The sequence below is a fragment of the Paraburkholderia sp. CI3 genome, from assembly GCF_050436505.1.
In the GTDB taxonomy this organism is placed as follows: Bacteria; Pseudomonadota; Gammaproteobacteria; order Burkholderiales; family Burkholderiaceae; genus Paraburkholderia; species Paraburkholderia tuberum.
In genome coordinates this window covers 470,448-490,760 of sequence record NZ_JBNDMI010000002.1, presented here as the reverse complement: position 1 = coordinate 490,760, position 20,313 = coordinate 470,448, and the positions used below count along the sequence as shown (strand labels likewise).

Genomic DNA, 20,313 nt, shown 5'->3' with positions numbered 1-20,313 from the left:
TTCGTTGATGTGAATTCGTTTGGGTCGTACGGGCTGGATCGTGCCGGGTGTGCGCTAGAGAAAGTATAGAAATTTCCGGCGAAAATGCGCTTCGCGCGGGGATGCCGGCTGCCGTCCATTGTCAGCTTAACGTCAGTCGGAACGGCGAAAGCGAAGCTACCCAGGCAGTGACGTCGCGCGTTTCCTGACGCGGATCAACGAGAGAATAAAGGCCGCCCGCCGCCAGGGATTTCCCCTCCTTCGCCATACCGGAAAATATCCTAGTATCAACGAGTTAAAACTAACTAACTCATCAATTAGTCTGGTGTCCATGCCGCAAGCCGCCCGTTCCCGAATGGGTCGCCGTCCTCATCCGCAGGACTTCGACGCACGCGAACATCTGCTCGATGTCGCGGTGGCGCTGTTCGCCGAGCGCGGTATCGCCAACACGACGGTTGCGCAGATCGCGGCGGCGAGCGGCGTGACATCCGCGATGGTGCACTACTGGTTCCAGACGCGCGAAAAGCTGCTCGACGCGTTGTTCGAGGAAAGGCTCGTCGCCGCGTTCGGCGCGATCTGGGACCCGGTCGATCCCGAACACGACGAACCGCTCGCGCTGACGCAAGGCATCGTCAAGCGCATGTTCGATGTCACCGAAACCATGCCGTGGCTGCCTTCGCTCTGGCTGCGCGAGATCGTCAACGAAGGCGGTTTGCTGCGCGAGCGCGCGTTTGCGCGCATCCCCGTGCAAAAGCTCGCCGCGTTCGGTCAGAACATCGCGCGTGGCTGCGCGTCGGGTCAGTTGAACGCCCAGCTCGAACCGTTGCTGCTGTTCAACTCGGTGCTCGCTCTGGTGATGCTGCCGCAGGCAACCGCGAGGATCTGGCAGCGCCTGAATCCGCGCACCTCGTTCGATCGCGCGACGCTCGAACGCCATGTCGTCGCGCTGCTCGCGCAGGGCATGAGCGCAACCACGGCGGTCGAAACCAACGCCAAGGCCGCAACCGGGGCGACGTCCACCGCACGCCGCGCGAAGGGGAAGCCGTCATGATCGTGTTCGCCAGCTCATCCCGACGTGCCGCGTTGCTCGCGCTGTGCATCGCGTGCGCAAGCTGTTCGCGACCACCGGCGAACACGTGGCAAGGCTATGTGGAAGGCGAGTTCCTGTACCTCGCGTCTTCGCAGGCGGGACAGTTGACCGAGCTCGCGGTCTCGCGCGGGCAGACCGTCGCGCAGAACACGCCGCTCTTCGCGCTCGAAGCGCAGAACGAAACCGACGCCGTCGCGCAGGCGGCCGAGCAACTGCGCTCGGCCCGCGCCCAGCTTGCCGACCTTGGAACCGGCAAGCGTCCGCCGGAAGTCGATGTGACGCGCGCGCAACTCGTGCAGGCCGAAGCCGATGCGACGCGCGCCGCGACGCAGTTCCGCCGCGACCAACAGCAATTCGGCGCGGGCGGCATCGCGCAAAGCCAGCTCGACGACTCGCGCGCGACCGCGTTGTCGAGCGCCGCGCACGTGCGTGAGTTGCAAAGCCAGCTGGCCGTCGCGCGTCTGCCTGGGCGGATCGAACAGATCCGCGCGCAGCAGGCGCAGGTCGACGCGGCGCAGGCCCAGCTCGGCCAGGCCCAATGGAAGCTCGATCAGAAAAGCGTGCACGCGCCGCACGCCGGCCTCGTGTTCGACACGATGTATCGCAGCGGCGAATGGGTGCCGGCCGGCAGCCCCGTCGTGCGCATGCTGCCGCCGGAGAACGTCAAGGTGCGCTTTTTCGTGGCCCAGGGAGTGGTCGGTTCGCTCGCGCCGGGCCGTCGCGTATCGATTCATTGCGACGGTTGCGCGGCCGATGTGCCGGCCGTGCTCAGCTTCATTTCGGACCAGGCGGAGTTCACGCCGCCGGTGATCTTCAGCAACGAAAGCCGCGCGAAGCTCGTGTTCATGGTCGAAGCCCGACCCCAGACCGCCGATGCGCCGAAGCTGCGGCCCGGCCAGCCTGTCACGGTCACGCTGCAATGAGTGCGCCCGCGCCCCCCGGCAATGCCAGCGACCCTGTGTACGCGATCGACGTGCAGGGGCTGAACAAGCATTTCGGCACCAGGCACGTGGTCAACGATGTCACGATGCGCGTGCAGCGCGGTGAGATTTTCGGCTTTCTCGGCCCCAACGGCAGCGGCAAGACCACCTGCATCCGCATGATGTGCGGACTGCTGACGCCCGACTCCGGCAGCGGCACGTGTCTCGGCTACGACATCGTGCGGGACAGCGCGCAGATCAAGCGGCGCACCGGTTATATGACGCAGCGCTTCTCCTATTGGGAAGATCTGACGATCCGCGAAAACCTCGACTTCGTCGCGCGCATCTACGAGATGAAGAACCGCCGCGAGGCGGTCGATCGCGCGCTCGAACAGCTTGGCCTTCAAAGCCGTGCGAAGCAGTTGGCCGGCGCACTGTCGGGCGGATGGAAGCAGCGTCTCGCGCTGGCCGCGTGCATGCTCCATGAGCCGGCACTGCTGCTGCTCGACGAACCGACCGCTGGTGTCGACCCGAGCGCGCGCCGCGACTTCTGGGAAGAGTTGCATCGCCTCGCGGCGCGCGGCATCTCGGTGCTCGTCAGCACGCACTATATGGACGAAGCGGAACGCTGCCACAAGCTCGCTTATATCGCCTACGGCAAGCTGCTCGCGCAGGGCACGTCGAAACAGGTCATCGATTCGCAAGGGCTCGTGACGTGGGCCGTGTACGGCCAGAATCTCGTCGAGCTCGGCGACCGGCTGCGCCGCTCGCCCGGCGTCGAGCAGACGGTGGCGTTCGGTTCGTCGCTGCACGTGAGCGGTCCGGACACGCCCGAGCTCCACGCCACGATCGAGCAGCTGGCTGATTCGGACCCAGCGTTGCGGATCGAACGACAGGAAACCGGCCTCGAGGACGTGTTCATCTTCATGATGAACCGCTCGACCGACAATTACGCAATCCCTTCCGCGGGCAAAGCATCGTGAATTCCGGGCGCCGACTTCCGCGCTTTTCGCTGATGCGTTGGTGGAGCGTCGTGCGCAAGGAGTTTTTGCAACTGAAGCGCGACCGCATCACGTTTGCGATGATGATCGTGCTGCCGATCATGCAGATGGCGCTGTTCGGCTTCGCGATCAATACCGACCCCAAGCATCTGCCGACCGCCGTCATCGCCGCCGATCACAGCGAGTTCACGCGCAGTTTCCTGATGGCGATGCGCAACTCCGATTACTTCGACATCGTATCGACGCTGCCCGACGAAGAATCCGGTCGCCGCGCGCTCGCGCAAGGCAAGGTGCTGTTCGTGCTGAATATCCCCGTCGGTTTCACGCGCGATCTGGCCAAGGGCGCGCGGCCATCGCTGCTCGTCGAAGCCGACGCGACGGACCCCACCGCGGTGGGCACCGCGCTCGGCGCGCTGCCGTCGATCGCGCAGTCGGTGTTGCGGAAGGACCTCACGGGTCCGCTGTCGACGCTCGCAGTCGGCCCCGCCGCTTTCGACGTTCAATTGCACCGGCTCTACAACCCCGAAAGCCTGACCCAGTACAACGTGGTGCCCGGCCTGATGGGCGTGATCCTGACGATGACGATGGTGATGATGACGGGCCTCGCGATCACGCGTGAACGCGAGCGCGGCACGATGGAAAATCTGCTCGCCACGCCGGTGCTGCCGCTCGAAGTGATGACCGGCAAGATCGTGCCTTACGTGGCGATCGGCCTGGTGCAGGTCAGCATCATTCTCGCGGCGGCGCGCTTCGTGTTCAACGTGCCGTTCGAAGGCAGTCTGATCGCGCTGTATCTGTCCGCTCTATTGTTCGTTGCGGCCAATCTGACGATCGGCATCACGCTGTCGTCGCTCGCGCAGAACCAGTTGCAGGCCATGCAACTGACGATGTTCTATTTTCTGCCCAACATCCTGCTGTCGGGTTTCATGTTTCCGTTCGCGGGCATGCCGAAGTGGGCGCAGTACATCGGCAACCTGTTGCCGCTCACCTACTTCAACCGGCTGGTGCGCGGCATTCTGCTCAAGGGCGTCGGTTGGGCCGACATGTGGCCGCATGTATGGCCGCTGCTGATCTTTCTGTTCGTCGTAATGGGTATCGCCGTGAAGTTCTATCGGCGCACGCTCGATTGAGGAAGGCCTGTAATGTGTTCCGCTCCTGGCTTTCGTGACGCGGTTTTTCATCGTGCGGCTTGTTGGTCCCAGCGTTCCGCCATGCGCCGGCTGGCCGGCTTCTGCGCAAGCGCGGCATTGTGCGCGTGCAGCGTCGGCCCGGATTTCCATCGACCCGACGTGACCCACGTGTCGAGCTATACCGCCGCGCCGCTTGCGGCGAGCACCGTCGCAGCCGATGGTCCCGGCGGCGCCGCGCAACACTTCGTGCCGACCGAGGCGCCCGGCGACGGCTGGTGGCGCGCCTTCGGCTCGCCGGCGCTGGACGCGCTCGTGCAACAGGCGCTGGACGATAGCCCGACTCTCGCGCAAGCCCGCGCGAAACTCGACGAAGCGCAGCAGGACTATCGCGCGCAGGCGGGCGGCACGCTATGGCCGCAAGTCGATGCGAACCTGTCGACCACGCGCGAGAAAATCGATCCCGAGGCGCTCGGCTTCGGTCAGCTGACGCAGGGCCGCGCGTTTGCGCCGTTCACGCTGTACAGCGCACAGGTCACGGTGTCGTACACGCTCGATCTGTTCGGCGCGAATCGCCGCGCGCTCGAAGCGGTGGCCGCGCAGGTCGACTATCAGCAATACGAACTCGAAGCCGCGCGTTTGACGGTCGCGGGCAACGTCGTGACGGCGGCGATCCGGCGCGCGTCGCTCGCGCGGCAGATCGCCCTCACCGAAGCGCTGCTCGCCAACCAGATACAGCAACTCGATATCGCCGAACGCCGCTATGGCGCGGGCGGCATCTCCGAGGTCGATCTGCTGAGCCAGCGCACGCTCGTGCAGCAAACCCGCGCGACGTTACCGCCATTGCGCACGCAGCTTGCGCAGACCGATCATCAACTCGCGATCTATCTGGGACGCGCGCCGGCGGAATTGGCCACCACCCACGACCTCGCCGCGCTCGACCTCGACACGCTAGTGCTGCCGGCCGATCTGCCACTGACCTTGCCGTCGACGCTCGCGCGGCAGCGGCCCGACATTCGCGCGTCCGAGGCGCTGTTGCATCAGGCGAGCGCGAACATCGGCGTCGCGACCGCGAACCTGTATCCGCGCATCACGCTGTCGGGCAGCGCGGCGACCGAACGCGTCAACGTGTCCGATCTGCTGACGGGCTTCAACGTGTGGAATTTCGGAGCGGGTCTCACGCAGCCGCTGTTCCACGGCGGTGAACTGCTGGCGCGCAAGCGCTCGTCGGAGGCGGCCTGGCAAGCGGCGCTCGCCGTCTACAAGCAAACCGTGCTGCAGGGACTGCAACAGGTCGCCGACGCGCTGCGCGCGCTCGATCAGGACGCGATTGCATTGCAGGCGCTCGACGCCGCGCAGCGCAGCGCACAGCACAGCGCCGGGATCGCCAGCCAGCGGTATGCGGCGGGCGGCATCAGTCAATTGACACTGCTCGATACGCAGCGCCAGGAATTGCAGACCGGACTCGATCGCACCAAAGCCGCCGCGCAGCGTTATGCCGATACCGCCGCGCTCTATCAGGCGCTCGGGGCGCGGCCTTGAGTCGATCGGTTGGTCATCGGTTTGCAGGCGTCTCGCGCCGCACCTTGTTCAGCACGAGGTACGCGAACGAGCCGATCACGATGCCCCAGAACGCGGAGCCGAGCCCGAGGAACGTCATACCGGATGCGGTCGCGAGAAACGTGATGACGGAGGCCTCGCGGTGGTCTTCGTCCTGGATCGCGCCCATCACGTTCGACGTGATCGCACCGATCAACGCGAGGCCCGCCAGAATCGCGACGAACTCCTTCGGCAGCATCGTGAACAGCGCGACGATCGCACCGGCGAACGTGCCGCCGATCAGATAGAACACGCCGTTCGCCATGCCCGCGATATAGCGCTTGTCCGGGTCGTCGTGCGCATCCTTGCCCGTGCACAACGCCGCCGTGATCGCGGCGATCACGATCGTGATGCCACCGAAAAACGCCACGCCGATCGACGCGATGCTCGTCGCGGTGATGATCGGCCGGGCCGGCGTGTGATAGCCGGACACGCGCAGGATCGCCATCCCCGGCAGAAACTGCCCGGTCAGACTGACGACCACGAGCGGCAAGGCAAGACTCAGCGTCGAACTCAGCGTCCATTCGGGTTTGATGAAGATCGGCCGCGTGACTTGCAGCGGCAGCGCGCCCAGGTGCGCGGCGCCGAGCGCGATGGCGAGCACCGTGCCCGTCAACAGCACCAGCACGATGCAATAGCGCGGCAGCAGGCGCCTGAACACGATGTACGCGCCGATCATGCCGAACGCCAATGCAGGCATCGACGCCGCCGCCTTGAACGCATGCGTGCCGAACTGCAGCAGAATGCCGGCCATCATCCCGCAGGCGATGCCCTTCGGAATGCTGCGCACCATGCGGTCGAAATAGCCCGAGGTACCGATCAGCAGAATGATCACGGCGGCGCTCAGATACGCGCCCACCGCCTGATGCAGCGTCAACGCGGGGAACAGTCCGACCAGCAGCGCGGTGCCGGGCGCCGACCACGCGGTCACGACCGGCACTTTCAGCTTCCAGCTCGCGAAGATCCCGGAGACGGCCGCGCCGATCGAGATGCCCCATACCCACGACGCGACCATCTCGTTGGGCATGTGGGCCGCTTGCGCCGCCTGGAAGAAGATCACGAGCGGGCCCGCGTACGAAATCAGCACGGCCAGAAAGCCGGCCACGACGGCGGACACGGACCAGTCCGCCGCAACGGCGCGCGTGGTCGGCGCCTGGCTAGGGGTGAGATTCATCGTCGATGTGGGTCAAGGCGGCCCGCTGTCGGTGACGCGGGCCTCGCGGCGCAGGTTGCCGCTGGTCGTTGCAAGTCACCGTCAGAGCGCGGAGTCATTCCGGGCCGATAATATGAAGGACGATCGCCGCGCGGCCTATCGGCATTGTTCAGCCGCAGCCGCTCGCTAGCCCTGATCGCCGCCGCCGACCGGCAGCACGGTGCCGGTGATATACGACGCGTCATCGGAAGCGAGGAACAGGATCGCGCCGACCTGTTCGTCGATCGTGCCGTAGCGATGCATCAGGCTCGACGCGATCGTCTGATCGACGATGCCCTGATACCACGTCGCTTCCTGCTCGCTTTGCGGTGCCGTATTGCGCGGCACGCGGCGCGGCGGCGCTTCGGTGCCGCCGGTCGCGACCGCGTTGATGCGGATGCCGTGTTCGGCATGCTCGAACGCGAGGCTCGCGGTCAGCGCGTTGACGCCGCCCTTCGACGCCGCATACGGCACGCGATAGATACTGCGCGTCGCAATCGACGACACATTGACGATCGCGCCCCTCGCGCGCTTCAGCATCACGGGCAACACCGCGTGGCAGCACCACAGTGTCGGGAACAGCGAACGCCGCACCTCGGCCTCGATCTGCTCTGCTTCATATTCCTCGTACGGCTTCGCCCAGATCGTGCCGCCGACGTTGTTGACGAGCGCGTCGATGCGGCCGAACGCCTCGATCGCGAAGGCCGTCATCGCGGCCGCGCCCGCATAGGTTTCGAGGTCGGCGATGAACGCGCGCGCTTCGCCGCCTGTGCGTGCGATCTCTTCGGCCACCTCGTGCACGATCGGGGAACGGTCGACCAGCACCAAAGCCGCGCCCTCGCGCGCCGCGCGCAACGCGACGCCACGGCCGATGCCCTGGCCCGCGCCGGTCACGACGAGCACCTTGCCCTTGAAGCGATCGGTAAAGGTCGAAGTCATGCTACGTTGCTCGCCGAGAATTTTTCGTAGTAGAAGTTCGCGGGCTCGACGCTGCTGTCGCGCAGCCAGCCCTGCACCGCTTCGACCATCGCGACCGGGCCGCACAGGTAGACGTCGACGTCGCCGTCGTTCAGCCATTCGCTATCCACATGCGCAGTCACGTAGCCCTTGCGCTCGTGGCTGCTCGCGGAATCGACGACACAGGTGCGATAGCTGAAATTCGGCAGCGAGCGCTGCGCCTCTTCGATCTGTTCGAGCGCGACCAGATCGATGTCGTTGGTCACGCCGTACACGAGGCGCACCGGCTGCAGGTTGCCGCTCGCCTTCAGCACGTTGAGCATCGACAGAAACGGTGCGATGCCGGTGCCGCCCGCGAGGAACAGCACCGGACGCTGCGGATCGCGCAGATAGAAGCTGCCATACGGACCCGTGAAGCCGATCTGCTGACCAGGCTGCGCATCGTTGCTCAGAAAGCCGCTCATCTTGCCGTCCGGCACGTTGCGCACGACGAACGCCGCGCGCGTCGCGCCCGGCGCCGAGCTGAACGAATATGACCGGCTCTCGCCGCTCGCGCCCGGAATCTCGACGTTCACGTATTGACCCGCGAGAAAGCTCGGCGCGCTCGCGCCGTCGATATCGATCGAGAAATGGATCGTCGAATCCGACAGCCGTTCGACCGCCGCGAGCGTGCCTTCGAAACGCGACACCCCGGTCTTGCACGCCGACGACGACGCCTGCACGCGAATCACCAGATCCGAGCGCGGCCGCGTCTGGCACGCGAGGATATAGCCCTGGCTCGCTTCCTCGGGGGTCAACGCATCTTCGACGTAGCTCGACTCGGGCATGTCGTACGCACCCGATTCGCACAGCCCCCGACAGGTGCCGCACGCGCCTTCGCGGCAATCGAGCGGAATGTTGATCTTCTGCCGGTAAGCGGCATCCGACAGCGTTTCGTTCTCACGGCAGCTGATGAAGCGCGTGACGCCGTCTTCGAACTGAAGTGCAATAGTGTGTTCCATGACCTGTCTCCTGCAACCGCACCGGCTAGATGTGGTAGATGTCGATGACCTGATTGATGTAGTCGTTCTTCAGCACGACGTACTTGCTCAGGATTTGCGGCTGCGCGCCGTTGAAGTCGGTCACGTAGCGCGACATGCCGAAGTAGCTGTAGTTCGTCTTGTAGCGATGGCTCAGCGTGTGCCAGTTGAAGCGCACCGTGTACACGCCGTTGTCCGCGCTCTCCACTTCGACGTTGGCCACGTTGTGGCTCGTGCGCGTGTCGGGCATCGTCGCGCTCGAACGCTCGGTCTTGATGCGGAACACGCGGTCTTCGAGGCCCTGGCGGTTCGGGTAGTAGATCAGCGAAATCTCGCGCTGCGGATCGGTGACGAGCTTGTCCTCGTCGTCCCACGACGGCATCCAGAACGACGCGTCCGGGTGATAGCAGGCGAGCCACTCGTCCCATTGCTCGTCGTCGAGCAGGCGGCTTTCGCGGAACAGGAAAGCCTGAATATCGGTGATGGCGATGTTGCTCATGCGCGGCTCCCCGGCGCATTCAGCGCCTTTTTCATCGTGTCGATCCAGTAGCGGTGCTGCACCGTGTAGAGGCCCTCGTCCTCGGTCTTCACACCGCTCATCACCGGATTGAGGCCGATCTTTTGCGCGGCTTCGTCCGCGCCGTCGATCCAGTGCTTCGAACCGCGGCACATGTCGTTCCATTCGACCGCTCGGCCCGCGTAGCCCAGCTGGCAGGCGCGGAATTCCTCGAGGTCGTCGGGCGTGGCCATGCCGCTCACGTTGAAAAAGTCCTCGTATTGACGGATGCGGCGCGAGCGCGCTTCGTCGGACTCGCCCTTCGGCGCGATGCAGTAGATCGTCACCTCGGTCTTGTTGACCGACAGCGGCCGCAGCACGCGAATCTGCGAGCCGAACTGGTCCATCAGATACACGTTCGGGTAGAGGCACAGGTTGCGCGAGTTCTGGATCATCCAGTCCGCGCGCTCGGCGCCGCAGCGCGCGGCGAATTCTTCGCGGCGGCTGAAGTTCGGACGGTCTTCGGGATTCGCCCAGCGCGTCCACAGCAGCATGTGACCGTGCTCGAACGCGTAGAAGCCGCCGCCCTGACGGCCCCAGCTGCCGGCATCCATCGCGCGGATCTTGTCTTCGCGCGCGTTCTCTTCCTTGCGATGATTGGTCGTTGCCGCATAGTTCCAGTGCACGGCCGACACGTGATAACCGTCCGCGCCGTTTTCGGCGGTCAGCTTCCAGTTGCCTTCGTAGGTATAGGTCGACGAGCCGCGCAGCACTTCGAGACCGTCTTCCGACTGGTCGACGATCATGTCGATGATGCGCGCGGCCTCGCCGAGGAACGTTTCGAGCGGCGGCACGTCATCGCTCAGGCTGCCGAACAGGAAGCCGCGATAGTTGCCGAAGCGCGCGAGCTTCTTCAGGTCGTGCGAGCCTTCCTTGTTGAAGCAGTCGGGATAGCCGGCGTCCGCGGGGTCCTTGACCTTCAGCAGCTTGCCGCTGTTGTTGAAGGTCCAGCCGTGGAACGGGCACGTATAGGTCGCCTTGTTGCCGCGCTTGTGGCGACACAGCATCGCGCCGCGATGCGTGCACGAGTTGATGAACGCGTTCAGCTCGCCCTGACGATTGCGTGCGATCACGACCGGCTGACGGCCCATGTAGGTCGTGAAGTAATCGTTGTTGTTCGGAATCTGGCTTTCGTGGGCCAGGTAAATCCAGTTGCCCTCGAAAATGTGCTGCATTTCGAGCTCGAACAGACGCTCGTCGGTGAACGCGCTGCGATGCAGGCGGTAATCGCCGCGCTCGCTGTCTTCGACGAGAAAGTCGTCGATGTTCTTCAGTTGCGGAGTGTGATCCGGGTAGATCGGAATCATGCATGTCTCCTGATTCGGACTGTTGGTATGCGTGCGACGCACGCGTGTAGGGAGCGGCCTGCCTGCCGGGAAGCCGGTGGCCGGTTGGTCTTTCACGTCGGGGAGCGGAGGCGGTGCGCCTCCGTATGGCGTCAGGCCGTGGCGCGCAAGCGCTCGACCTTGGGCACGGGAGGTGGGACCTGGTGCCTGAGGGAATCGGTGCACAACCCTTGCATCGGGGTTGCGATATCAGCATGTCTCATTGCTGCTCCTGAACTCTTTCTAGGTCTTGGATCCCATGCGCGAGGATTTGCCTGCGCCGTCTCCATGGGCCGACCGACGCTTCAGACCGGGCCGAGTTATCGATGCTCGGGAGGTATAATTTTGTGGGGCGTCTACGGTAACTGAAGGATAGTTCTACGCCATTTGCATCGTCCAACACTGATTTGGTATCGCGACGATACTTAAAAGGTATTTCTATGGAACTGCGCCATCTGCGCTACTTCGTGGCCGTCGCCGAGGAATGCAATGTCACGAAGGCCGCCAAACGTCTGCATATTGCGCAGCCGCCGCTGAGCCGGCAGATCCAGCAGCTCGAAGACATCCTTGGCGTGCAGCTGTTCGAGCGCAACTCGCGGCCGCTGAAGCTGACCGAGGCTGGCCGCTTCTTCTATTCGCACGCCGTGCAACTGCTCGCGCAAACGACGGAAATCGAGGCGATGACGCGGCGCGTCGGCAAGATCGAGCGCAGTTTGTCGGTGGGCTTCGTCGGCTCGACGCTGTACGGCATGCTGCCGAAAATCATCCGGCGCTTTCGTACCGAGAACGGCACCGTCGAGCTGAGCCTGCACGAGATGTCGACGATGGATCAGATCAAGGCGCTCAAGGAAGGCCGCATCGACGTCGGCTTCGGCCGCATCCGTCACGAAGACCCGAGCATCCGGCGCGTCGTGCTGCGCGAAGAACGGATGATCGTCGCGCTGCCGCTCGGCCATCCGCTGATCGCCGCGAAGCCGGTGCTGTCGCTGCACGACCTGACCGGCGAAACGCTGATCATCTTCCCGAAGGCGCCACGGCCCAGTTACGCGGACCAGGTGCTCGCCGCGTTTCACGATCGCGGTCTGAAGCCGCAGCGGCTCTACGAGACGCGCGAATTGCAGATCGCGCTCGGCCTCGTCGGCGCGGGCGAAGGCATCTCGATCGTGCCGGCGAGCGTGTACGGCTTGCAGCGCGGCGACGTCGCCTACAAGGACCTCGACGATCAGAACCTCGTGTCGCCGATCATCATGAGCATGCGCATGCTCGATGAATCGGCCGACATCCAGCGCATGCTCGAACTGATCTACGCGCTGTACGACGAAGAGCACATGACCTATCTGCCGCCTTCGCATTCGTAGAGCGGATTGCGCGGTTCGCGGCCCGACGCCCAGGCGGGCGTCGTCGTAACGAAGTTGTATGGACAAGATATCCGCCGCGGTATAGACCGCGGGTATACGCGAAAATTCCGGCTGCGCCCGCAGCCCTTCAATTAGCCTTACAAGGCTGCTCACAAGGGCTTTAAGGCCTTTTACCCGTCTCCTTCCCAGGTTCCCGTAAGCACTAACCCCGATTGCCGCTCATCGCTCGTACGGGATAATTTGTCTATACAACATCGCACCTCGCAGCATCCCTCCCGGAGACTTTATGAAGAAACTCGCCTTGTCCCTCGCCCTCGCGCTCGCTGCCACCGGCGCCTTCGCCAAAGATTGGTCCACGGTTCGCTTCGGCGTGGACGCGAGCTACGCGCCGTTCGAATCGAAAGCGACCGATGGCAAGCTGGTCGGCTTCGACGTCGACCTTGGCACCGAAATCTGCCGCCGTTTGAACGCGAAGTGCGTGTGGGTCGAGCAGGACTTCGACAGCATGATTCCGGCACTGAAGGCAAAGAAGTTCGACGGCGTGCTGTCGTCGATGTCGATGACGCCGCAACGCGCCGAACAGATCGCCTTCTCGTCGAAGCTGTTCAAAACGCCGGAGCGCCTCGTCGCGAAGCAGGACTCGGGCATCCTGCCGACCGCTGAATCGCTGAAGGGCAAGACGGTCGGCGTGGAACAGGGCTCGACTGAGGAAACCTTCGCAAAGGCCTACTGGGAACCGACGGGCACGAAGGTCGTGTCGTACCAGAATCAGGACCAGGTCTACGCCGACCTAGTCTCGGGCCGCCTGGACGCAACGATGCAGGACGCTGTGCAGGCTGACCAAAGCTTCCTGAAGACTCCGCGCGGAGCGGGCTTTGCGTTCGCCGGCAAGGAACTCGACGATCCAAAGATTCTTGGCACCGGCGTCGGCATCGGCATGCGCAAGGAAGACGCCGATCTGAAGACGAAGGTCGACAAGGCGATCACCGACATGATCAAGGACGGCACCTACAAGAAGATCGAGCAGAAGTACTTCAACTTCGACGTGTACGGCAGTTAAGTCCGCCCCCACGAGCCCGCTCCACCCGCTCGCCAGGCCCCGCGCGCATGCGCGCGGCTCGCTCCTTCAACAAGGACACTCCCATGCTGTTTCAAGGCTTCGGTCCGCTGCTTCTCGCGGGCACGTGGGTAACCATCAAGCTCGCGGTGCTGTCGCTCGCGGCGTCGTTTGCGCTGGGACTTCTCGGTGCCGCCGCGAAGCTGTCGACCAACCGTGCGATCTCGCGCATCGGCACGATGTACACGACGCTGATCCGCGCCGTGCCCGATCTCGTGCTGATGCTGCTGCTGTTCTACAGCATCCAGATCTGGCTCAATGATCTGACCGACATGTTCAGCATGGAGCAGATCGACATCGATCCGTTTCTCGCCGGTGTGATCACGCTGGGCTTCATTTACGGCGCGTACTTCACCGAAACCTTCCGCGGCGCGTTTCTCTCCGTGCCGCGCGGGCAGATCGAAGCGGGCTTCGCGTACGGCATGAGCGCGCGGCGCGTGTTCACGCGCATCCTGTTCCCGCAGATGATGCGCTTCGCGCTGCCCGGCATCGGCAACAACTGGCAGGTGCTCGTGAAGGCCACCGCGCTCGTGTCGATCATCGGTCTCGCAGACGTGGTCAAGGCATCGCAGGACGCCGGCAAGAGCACGCAGTCGTTCTTCTTCTTCACTCTGGCGACCGGGGCCATCTACCTCGCCATCACCACGATTTCGAATCTGCTATTGAACCGCCTCGAGAAGCGCTACTCGATCGGCGTACGGAGGGCCGCGCTGTGATCGAACTGACTCGTCAATACTGGCAGAACTACCTGTTCACGGACGGCTTCAACTACACCGGCCTCGTCATCACGCTGTGGTTGCTGGTTGCGTCGATCGTGCTGGGTTTCGTGTTGGCCCTGCCGCTCGCGATCGCGCGCGCGTCGCGCAACCGCTACATCTCCGGACCCGTCTGGCTTTACACCTACATCTTCCGGGGCACGCCGTTATACGTTCAATTGCTGTTGATCTACACGGGCCTTTACAGTCTGCATTTCGTCCATTCGCACCAGATGCTCGACAGCTTCTTTCGCAATGCGATGAACTGCACGCTGCTCGCGTTCGCGCTGAACGAATGCGCGTATGCCACCGAGATCTTCGCGGGCTCGATCCGGGAGACCTCGCACGGTGAAATCGAGGCGGCCCAGGCTTACGGCATGTCGAAATTCAAGCTGTACACGCGCATCATCCTGCCTTCGGCGCTGCGCCGGGCACTGCCCTCGTACAGCAACGAGGTGATCCTGATGCTGCACGCGACGACACTCGCGTTCACGGCGACCGTCCCCGACATTCTGAAAGTGGCGCGCGACGTCAACTCCGCGACCTACGCGACGTTCCAGGCGTACGGCATCGCGGCGATCCTGTATGCGGCGATCGTGTTCGCGCTGATCTGGGGCTTCCGCAAGATGGAAATCCGATTGCTGGCTTATCTGAAACCGCAAGCGCATTAAACCCGGACGCATTCGCATCATGATGGAGCATACGAGCATGTACAAGCTGACGGTCGACGACCTGCACAAGAAGTTCGGCGACAACGAGGTATTGAAGGGCGTCTCGCTGAAGGCGAAGGCGGGCGACGTGATTAGCCTCATCGGGTCGAGCGGCTCCGGGAAAAGCACCTTCCTGCGGTGTATCAACTTTCTCGAATCGCCGTGCGCCGGGCGCATCACGCTGAACGGAGAGGAAATCAACACGAGCAGGGATCGCAACGGCTCGCTACGCGTGACCCATCCGAAGCAGTTGCAAACGATGCGCACGTGTCTGTCGATGGTGTTCCAGCATTTCAATCTGTGGGCGCATATGACGGTGCTCGAGAACATCATCGAGGCGCCGATCAGCGTGCTGGGATTGAGCCGCGCGCAAGCCGAGGAACGCGCTCGGAAGTATCTGACCAAGGTCGGTTTGCCGGCCAGCACGGAGAAAAAATATCCGTCGCATCTGTCAGGTGGTCAGCAGCAGCGCGTCGCGATTGCTCGCGCGCTTGCGATGGAGCCGGAAGTGATGCTGTTCGACGAGCCGACTTCGGCGCTCGATCCCGAACTCGTCGGCGAAGTGCTGCGTGTGATGCAGGCGCTCGCAGAAGAAGGCCGCACGATGATCGTCGTCACGCACGAAATGGGCTTTGCGCGCAACGTGTCGAATCATGTCGTATTCCTGCACAAGGGCAAGATCGAGGAGCAAGGGCATCCGCATCAGGTGCTGACGAATCCGCGCAGTGAGCGGTTGCAGCAGTTTTTGGCGGGGCGGTTGAAGTAGGGGCGGCGGCGTATGGCGCGTCGTTCAGCCTCGCGCCTTACCTCGAATCATTTCCAGAACGACTGCGCCACTCACCCGATCGCACTGGTCTGCGCGCGGTTCACAGATACACCGTGTGTTCGCTCTCGCCCTCCGGCAGCACGAGGATCACGCCTGACTCGTGTGACCGCGCCGCGAGGCTGCCCGCATCGCCGCTTTGCTGCGAAAAGAAGCGCCACGTAAAGAGCCCGGTATCGAGCTGTCGTTCGCGGTTCGATACGTCACGCGGCGCCACGTGCACGAGCAGTTCGTCGCCGACGATCTCCACGCTGTGCGGTGCCGCCGAATACGACACGTTCAGGCCGTCACGGATCAACCAGTTGCCATCGCGGAGCGAGCCCGATGCGCAAGGCCATAACGGTACGTCACCGGAGGGTTGCTGTCGAGACTCGGACGAGACGGCTTGAATGTCCTCGACAGGGTCAGGCGAGCGTCGACTAAGGGTTCAACACGACCCACGCGTTCCCCTCGACCGCGATCTTCACCGCATCGAGGTTCGCCCCCGCGCACGGTCCCTCGATACAGCGTCCATCTTCGAAGCGGAACAGCGCGCTGTGATGCGCGCACATCAACACCTGCGCGCGATAGCACGGCACATCGCCGGGCTCGAAATCGAGCGGCACCGAAAAATGCGGGCAACGGTTCGCGTAAGCCCACACCTGCTCGCCACGCCGCACGACCACGACGGGCACGTCGGCAAGCGGGCACAGCGGTGTTTCGTTCATCGCTCAGACTCTCCGTTCCGAATTGCCGAGGCTCCAGTCCCACGGACGGATCTCGACGCAATCGAACAGCCCCGCCTGCATATACGGATCGTTGCTGACGAACTCCATCACATCGTCGATACGCTCCGCTTCGACGACCAGCAACGCGCCATTCATCGCGTCGCATTGCGGCGCGAGCGTCGGACCGCCGAGGCGCACGAACACGCCACGATGCGGATTGCCGCGCAACCACGTCCGATGCACCGGACGCACCCGTTCGCGCACTTCGCGCACTTCGCGCATGCCGGGCTTGTCGGTCGCGAATACCGCGAAAAAACGTGCCATCGTCATCAACTCCGATCGAGGATGAAGTCGTAGCGCGCTTCGCGGAACGGTCCATCGAAACCGAAACGGCGCGCGAGTTCGTGATCCGCGGAGCACTCGCGATAGTCGACCATCAGCGAGGGCTTCACGCCGAACACCGCGTCCGAATCCAGATACGGATCCTCGCGATCGAACACATGCGTGACCAGTGTCCGATGCCCCGGCGCATCTATCATGAAGTGCAGATGCGCGGGTCGCCACGGATGCCGTCCAGTTGCTTCGAGCATGCGGCCGACCGGGCCGTCGGTCGGAATCGGATAACTGACTGGCACGATCGTCGAAATCGCGTAGCGGCCTTCGGCGTCGGTGCGAAAACGTCCACGCAGATTGCCGTGCGGCTGCTCGGTGTCCTGCCCCGAGTACATGCCGTTATCGGCGGTCTGCCAGACGTCGAGCACCGCGTTGGCAAGCGGCTCACCGTCCGTCGACAGCACGCGCCCATGCACGAGTGCGGGCGTGCCCGGCGTGAACGCGATGTTCTCGCCGTACGCGCGCTCGGGCATGCCGCGAATATAGAACGGACCGAATACGGTGGTGTCGGTCGCGCCCGTCGCGAGACGGTGATTGATCGCGTCGACGAGCATCGATACGCCGAGCGTATCCGACAACAAGATGAATTCCTGACGCACGAGGTCATCGCACATCTTGCCGGTGTCGGTCAGAAAGCGAATGGCCGACATCCATTCGGCCTCGGTCGGCTCGACTTCACGCACGAACGCATGCATGTGCCGCACGAGGCTTTGCATCAGCGTGCGCAGCCGTTCGTCGGGCGTGCCCGCGAAGCTTGCTACCACCTGCTCGGTCAGGGCCTGCTCGGCCTCTTTGCTGTCTGTCGACATGTCTTCCTCCATCGATTGTTCTGGCGGCGCTGCGTTGGCCAATGCTCAGGCGGGTTCGGCGCCCTGCCACGCACGTTGCAGCAGCGCGCGGATCGCGTCGCGCTCCACGGGACGCGGGTTCGCATACGGATTCTTGCACGCGAGATCGGCCGCTTCGTCGAGTCCCTGCTCGGCCATGCCGATCTGCGCGAGCGCCATCGGAATGCCGAGCGCGCGGTTCAGTTCGAACAGCAGCGGACCCGCGTCGGCCGCGCGCTTGCCGCCGAGCGCGCGTGCGACGCGCGCAAGCGCATCGGGCGCGGCGCTGTGGTTGTAGTGTGCCGTATGCGGCAGGTTAAACGTACCGCCCAACGTATGACACAGCTTGTGATGGGAAGTGAATGCTGTTTCGCTGCTAATCGCTGAATCTGTCAATCCGTCACGCTGGATCGTGCAGGTATGCTGATTGCTCATGTTATGACGAGGCGGTTTGCGATTGACCGGTTCACCGTCACTTTGCCATCGTCTGATTGTGTCTCGAAAGGAGTTTCGATCGTGTCGCTCTCTCGCCGTCATTTCATGATACTTGCCGCATCCGTTGCCTCAACGACGGTTCTCTCGACAAAGTCAAACGCGGACGCGCCTGTGCTGTCCGAAAACGATCCGACCGCACTGGCCCTCGGATACAAGATGGACGCATCGAAGGTCGACAAGGCGAAATTCCCTCGCTACCAGCCAGGGCAGACCTGCGCCAATTGCCAACTGTATCAAGGCAAACCCGGTTCCACGAATGGGCCGTGTCCGACCTACGGGGGCAAGCTGGTCGACGCAAAAGGGTGGTGTAACGCCTACGTGAAAAAGGCGTAATCTACACGCCGTCGTTGTCATTGGGCATACCGCTGTGTGTACAGCGTCAATCTACGGGTGTGGAGCGCCGTCGGATGGACGTCGCGCCGCTTAACTGCTCTTCTAGCTGTCGTCACGTCACCGTTCGCTTCATCGTAGCTCGCGCCGATAGCCGCGATCCAGTGCGCCGTTATGACAAGGAATAACAAGCTAGATACTATGGAAGGGCGCCACGGAAGTAAGCCTCCTGGAGTAAAACGAGGATCCCGACACCCGTTTTCCGAGAGGAGTACGCAAATGAATCCGCCTCGCACGGCCCTTCGCGGGCAGGATACAACCATCACCGGATCGCTGTATGTCGCCTTCGAACTGGGTGACAGGAGCTGGAAGCTCTCGCTGGGCGATGGGGTGCGCGCGCCGAGCCGCTGCACCGTGGCCGCCGGCGATACGGCCGCAGTTTTCACGGCGATTGCAAAGGCCAAAGCGCGCTGTCATCTGGCGGCCGATGCTCCGGTGCGGAGCTGTTACGAAGCCGGGCGTGACGGCTTCTGGCTGCACCGCTGTCTGGAAGCACATCAGATCACGAACCTGGTGGTGGATTCAGCCAGTATCGAAGTGAACCGACGCAGACGTCGCGCCAAGACTGACCGGCTTGACAGCGACAAGCTGCTGTCGATGCTGATGCGTTACTACGCTGGTGAACGCCGGGTGTGGGCGGTCGCGCGCATCCCGACTCCCGAACAGGAAGATGAGCGGCGGGTACACCGTGAACTCGATCGCCTGCGCCAGGAGCGCACTGCCCATAGCAACCGCATCCGCTCGCTGCTGGTACTTCACAACCTGCGGCCCGAGCGAATCGGTGGCCGCGCGTGGGCGCACTGGTGGGCCGAGCACACCACTCAGCTGTTGCCAGCCCTGCGCGCCGAGATCGAGCGCGAATGTGAGCGGCTGTCGCTGGCTGCCAGGCAGATCAGGACGCTTGAGGCACAGCAGCAGCGCGAGGTGCGCAGCGGTGTGCAACCCGCGATTGCGCGGCTCGCGCACCTCGCGGGTATCGGAACGGGCAGTGCCTGGGTCCTGGTCAGGGAACTGTTCGGCTGGCGACAGTTTCACAACCGCCGTGAAGTGGCCGGCTGCCTGGGCCTGGCCCCGACGCCCTATGCCAGCGGTACGAGTGAAGTTGAGCAGGGCATCAGCAAGATCGGCAACAAGCGAGTCCGATGGCTGATGGTGGAACTGGCGTGGAGCTGGTTGCGCTTCCAGCGCAGCAGCCAGCTAAGCGACTGGTTCAACGAGCGCTTTGCAGGCGGTGGCAAGCGTATGCGACGCATCGGCATTGTGGCACTTGCCAGACGTCTGGCGGTCGCGCTATGGCGCTATCTGGAATTCGGCGAGATTCCCCTCGGGGCAACCCTCAAGCCGCCTGCGAAGAAGGTGACGGCGACCTGAACAGCCAACGTCGAGCGGCAGCAGCGTTTGAAGGTTTGGCGCGCCCGGAACGGAGGTGGGTTGTCCGGCGGATAACCGTGGTTCTAGATGGGGCGCGTCCGTAATGGGGTGGTTCCAGCGCCTTGCGCATGCGGTATGTGGTGACCGGTCTGGTGGCCGGCACGGATAGAAGTTGGTCCGGTCAACTTGTCCGGACTTCAGACACCCCGACCTCACTGCTGTTCTCGCTTGATATGGAGGATTGCAAATCATCTTATCGAGGAGGTTATCCACCACCGGCCAGCGTCATGGTCGTGACAAGCGACCCGTTGGCCGGTGGTGGATAACCTCTCGCGCTCTCGAATGGGAGATAACTGACGGGAAAATGGATCGCGAAAGGGCTTGACTTCCAATGCCACATAGAAGCCTCCGTTCAGCACCATCTCGCCTGGTCATATCCAACAGGATCGACGGTCTAGTCCGGCCACTTGCGAGATTGAGCCGCGATACCAATGGGCGTTACACGCCTCGAAACACTGGGGCCCAAGCAATCCGCCATAGTCGGGAGTCACATTCGAAACGTTGTTTCGGCGCGTCTTGACGACTACCGGAACGCGTCCGAA

The 20,313-nt window shown here is 63.4% G+C and carries 21 protein-coding genes and 1 pseudogene; 12 read left to right on the top strand and 10 right to left on the bottom strand.

Features of this window, described 5'->3' with window-relative positions:
- The first annotated feature begins 334 nt into the window (after positions 1 to 334).
- From OKW29_RS05070 to OKW29_RS05050, 5 genes are all read left to right on the top strand, one after another.
- Entirely contained in the window at positions 335 to 1,030 is a 696-nt protein-coding gene (locus OKW29_RS05070; RefSeq protein WP_090810826.1) for a TetR/AcrR family transcriptional regulator, read from the top strand.
- Positions 1,027 to 1,992: an HlyD family secretion protein gene (locus OKW29_RS05065; RefSeq protein WP_429290208.1), complete on the top strand. Its 966-nt coding sequence runs from the start codon at positions 1,027 to 1,029 to the stop codon at positions 1,990 to 1,992. The genes OKW29_RS05070 and OKW29_RS05065 overlap by 4 nt, the downstream gene beginning before the upstream one ends.
- The gene (locus OKW29_RS05060) at positions 1,989 to 2,972 is read left to right on the top strand and encodes an ABC transporter ATP-binding protein (RefSeq protein ID WP_429290207.1); all 984 of its coding nucleotides are present in this window, start codon (positions 1,989 to 1,991) and stop codon (positions 2,970 to 2,972) included. Before OKW29_RS05065 ends, OKW29_RS05060 begins: the two co-directional genes overlap by 4 nt.
- Positions 2,973 to 3,004: 32 nt before the next feature.
- Positions 3,005 to 4,120, top strand: a complete 1,116-nt coding sequence (locus tag OKW29_RS05055) for an ABC transporter permease (RefSeq protein WP_184024287.1) — start codon at positions 3,005 to 3,007, stop codon at positions 4,118 to 4,120.
- An 81-nt stretch (positions 4,121 to 4,201) separates the two neighbouring features.
- Positions 4,202 to 5,659, top strand: coding sequence for an efflux transporter outer membrane subunit (locus tag OKW29_RS05050; RefSeq protein WP_429290206.1), 1,458 nt, complete (start codon positions 4,202 to 4,204; stop codon positions 5,657 to 5,659).
- Positions 5,660 to 5,672: 13 nt separating this feature from the next.
- Here OKW29_RS05050 and OKW29_RS05045 read toward each other — a convergent pair whose 3' ends face one another.
- From OKW29_RS05045 to benA, 5 genes are all read right to left on the bottom strand, one after another.
- Positions 5,673 to 6,890 carry a benzoate/H(+) symporter BenE family transporter gene (locus OKW29_RS05045; RefSeq protein ID WP_429290205.1) on the bottom strand — a complete coding sequence of 406 codons (1,218 nt, stop codon included), beginning with the start codon at positions 6,888 to 6,890 and terminating at the stop codon, positions 5,673 to 5,675.
- A gap of 165 nt (positions 6,891 to 7,055) precedes the next feature.
- Positions 7,056 to 7,847, bottom strand: a complete 792-nt coding sequence (locus OKW29_RS05040; RefSeq protein WP_429290204.1) for a 1,6-dihydroxycyclohexa-2,4-diene-1-carboxylate dehydrogenase — start codon at positions 7,845 to 7,847, stop codon at positions 7,056 to 7,058.
- Positions 7,844 to 8,866 carry a benzoate 1,2-dioxygenase electron transfer component BenC gene (benC, locus tag OKW29_RS05035; protein ID WP_429290203.1) on the bottom strand — a complete coding sequence of 341 codons (1,023 nt, stop codon included), beginning with the start codon at positions 8,864 to 8,866 and terminating at the stop codon, positions 7,844 to 7,846. The genes OKW29_RS05040 and benC overlap by 4 nt, the downstream gene beginning before the upstream one ends.
- 25 nt (positions 8,867 to 8,891) lie before the next feature.
- A complete protein-coding gene (gene benB, locus OKW29_RS05030) occupies positions 8,892 to 9,383 on the bottom strand; it encodes a benzoate 1,2-dioxygenase small subunit (RefSeq protein ID WP_429290202.1) in 492 nt (163 codons plus the stop codon).
- The gene (benA, locus tag OKW29_RS05025; RefSeq protein ID WP_187626927.1) at positions 9,380 to 10,747 is read right to left on the bottom strand and encodes a benzoate 1,2-dioxygenase large subunit; all 1,368 of its coding nucleotides are present in this window, start codon (positions 10,745 to 10,747) and stop codon (positions 9,380 to 9,382) included. The genes benB and benA overlap by 4 nt, the downstream gene beginning before the upstream one ends.
- 458 nt (positions 10,748 to 11,205) lie before the next feature.
- Here benA and OKW29_RS05020 point away from each other — a divergent pair, with 458 nt between their 5' ends.
- From OKW29_RS05020 to OKW29_RS05000, 5 genes are all read left to right on the top strand, one after another.
- Complete coding sequence (locus OKW29_RS05020) at positions 11,206 to 12,123, top strand: LysR family transcriptional regulator (RefSeq protein ID WP_429290201.1); 918 nt, start codon at positions 11,206 to 11,208, stop codon at positions 12,121 to 12,123.
- Positions 12,124 to 12,409: 286 nt separating this feature from the next.
- Complete coding sequence (locus tag OKW29_RS05015; protein ID WP_429290200.1) at positions 12,410 to 13,183, top strand: ABC transporter substrate-binding protein; 774 nt, start codon at positions 12,410 to 12,412, stop codon at positions 13,181 to 13,183.
- A gap of 83 nt (positions 13,184 to 13,266) precedes the next feature.
- Positions 13,267 to 13,956, top strand: a complete 690-nt coding sequence (locus OKW29_RS05010) for an ABC transporter permease (RefSeq protein WP_184069456.1) — start codon at positions 13,267 to 13,269, stop codon at positions 13,954 to 13,956.
- Complete coding sequence (locus OKW29_RS05005) at positions 13,953 to 14,666, top strand: ABC transporter permease (RefSeq protein WP_184045033.1); 714 nt, start codon at positions 13,953 to 13,955, stop codon at positions 14,664 to 14,666. The genes OKW29_RS05010 and OKW29_RS05005 overlap by 4 nt, the downstream gene beginning before the upstream one ends.
- A gap of 37 nt (positions 14,667 to 14,703) precedes the next feature.
- Positions 14,704 to 15,471, top strand: coding sequence for an ABC transporter ATP-binding protein (locus OKW29_RS05000; protein ID WP_429290199.1), 768 nt, complete (start codon positions 14,704 to 14,706; stop codon positions 15,469 to 15,471).
- Positions 15,472 to 15,571: 100 nt separating this feature from the next.
- Here the strand turns inward: OKW29_RS05000 and OKW29_RS04995 are convergent, their stop codons facing one another.
- From OKW29_RS04995 to OKW29_RS04975, 5 genes and pseudogenes are all read right to left on the bottom strand, one after another.
- Positions 15,572 to 15,826: a hypothetical protein gene (locus OKW29_RS04995; protein ID WP_184069452.1), complete on the bottom strand. Its 255-nt coding sequence runs from the start codon at positions 15,824 to 15,826 to the stop codon at positions 15,572 to 15,574.
- 121 nt (positions 15,827 to 15,947) lie between these two features.
- Positions 15,948 to 16,235 carry a Rieske (2Fe-2S) protein gene (locus OKW29_RS04990; RefSeq protein WP_429290198.1) on the bottom strand — a complete coding sequence of 96 codons (288 nt, stop codon included), beginning with the start codon at positions 16,233 to 16,235 and terminating at the stop codon, positions 15,948 to 15,950.
- Between the two features lie 3 nt (positions 16,236 to 16,238).
- Positions 16,239 to 16,559, bottom strand: a complete 321-nt coding sequence (locus tag OKW29_RS04985; RefSeq protein ID WP_429290197.1) for a YciI family protein — start codon at positions 16,557 to 16,559, stop codon at positions 16,239 to 16,241.
- 5 nt (positions 16,560 to 16,564) lie between these two features.
- Entirely contained in the window at positions 16,565 to 17,437 is an 873-nt protein-coding gene (locus OKW29_RS04980; RefSeq protein WP_090810797.1) for an intradiol ring-cleavage dioxygenase, read from the bottom strand.
- Positions 17,438 to 17,482: 45 nt separating this feature from the next.
- A pseudogene (locus tag OKW29_RS04975) lies at positions 17,483 to 17,809 on the bottom strand (maleylacetate reductase); the annotation flags it as partial.
- 162 nt (positions 17,810 to 17,971) lie between these two features.
- Here OKW29_RS04975 and OKW29_RS04970 point away from each other — a divergent pair.
- Both OKW29_RS04970 and OKW29_RS04965 read left to right on the top strand, forming a co-directional pair.
- Entirely contained in the window at positions 17,972 to 18,283 is a 312-nt protein-coding gene (locus OKW29_RS04970) for a high-potential iron-sulfur protein (RefSeq protein ID WP_184069709.1), read from the top strand.
- A gap of 276 nt (positions 18,284 to 18,559) precedes the next feature.
- Complete coding sequence (locus OKW29_RS04965) at positions 18,560 to 19,711, top strand: IS110 family transposase (protein ID WP_429289915.1); 1,152 nt, start codon at positions 18,560 to 18,562, stop codon at positions 19,709 to 19,711.
- The last annotated feature ends 602 nt before the right edge of the window (positions 19,712 to 20,313 follow it).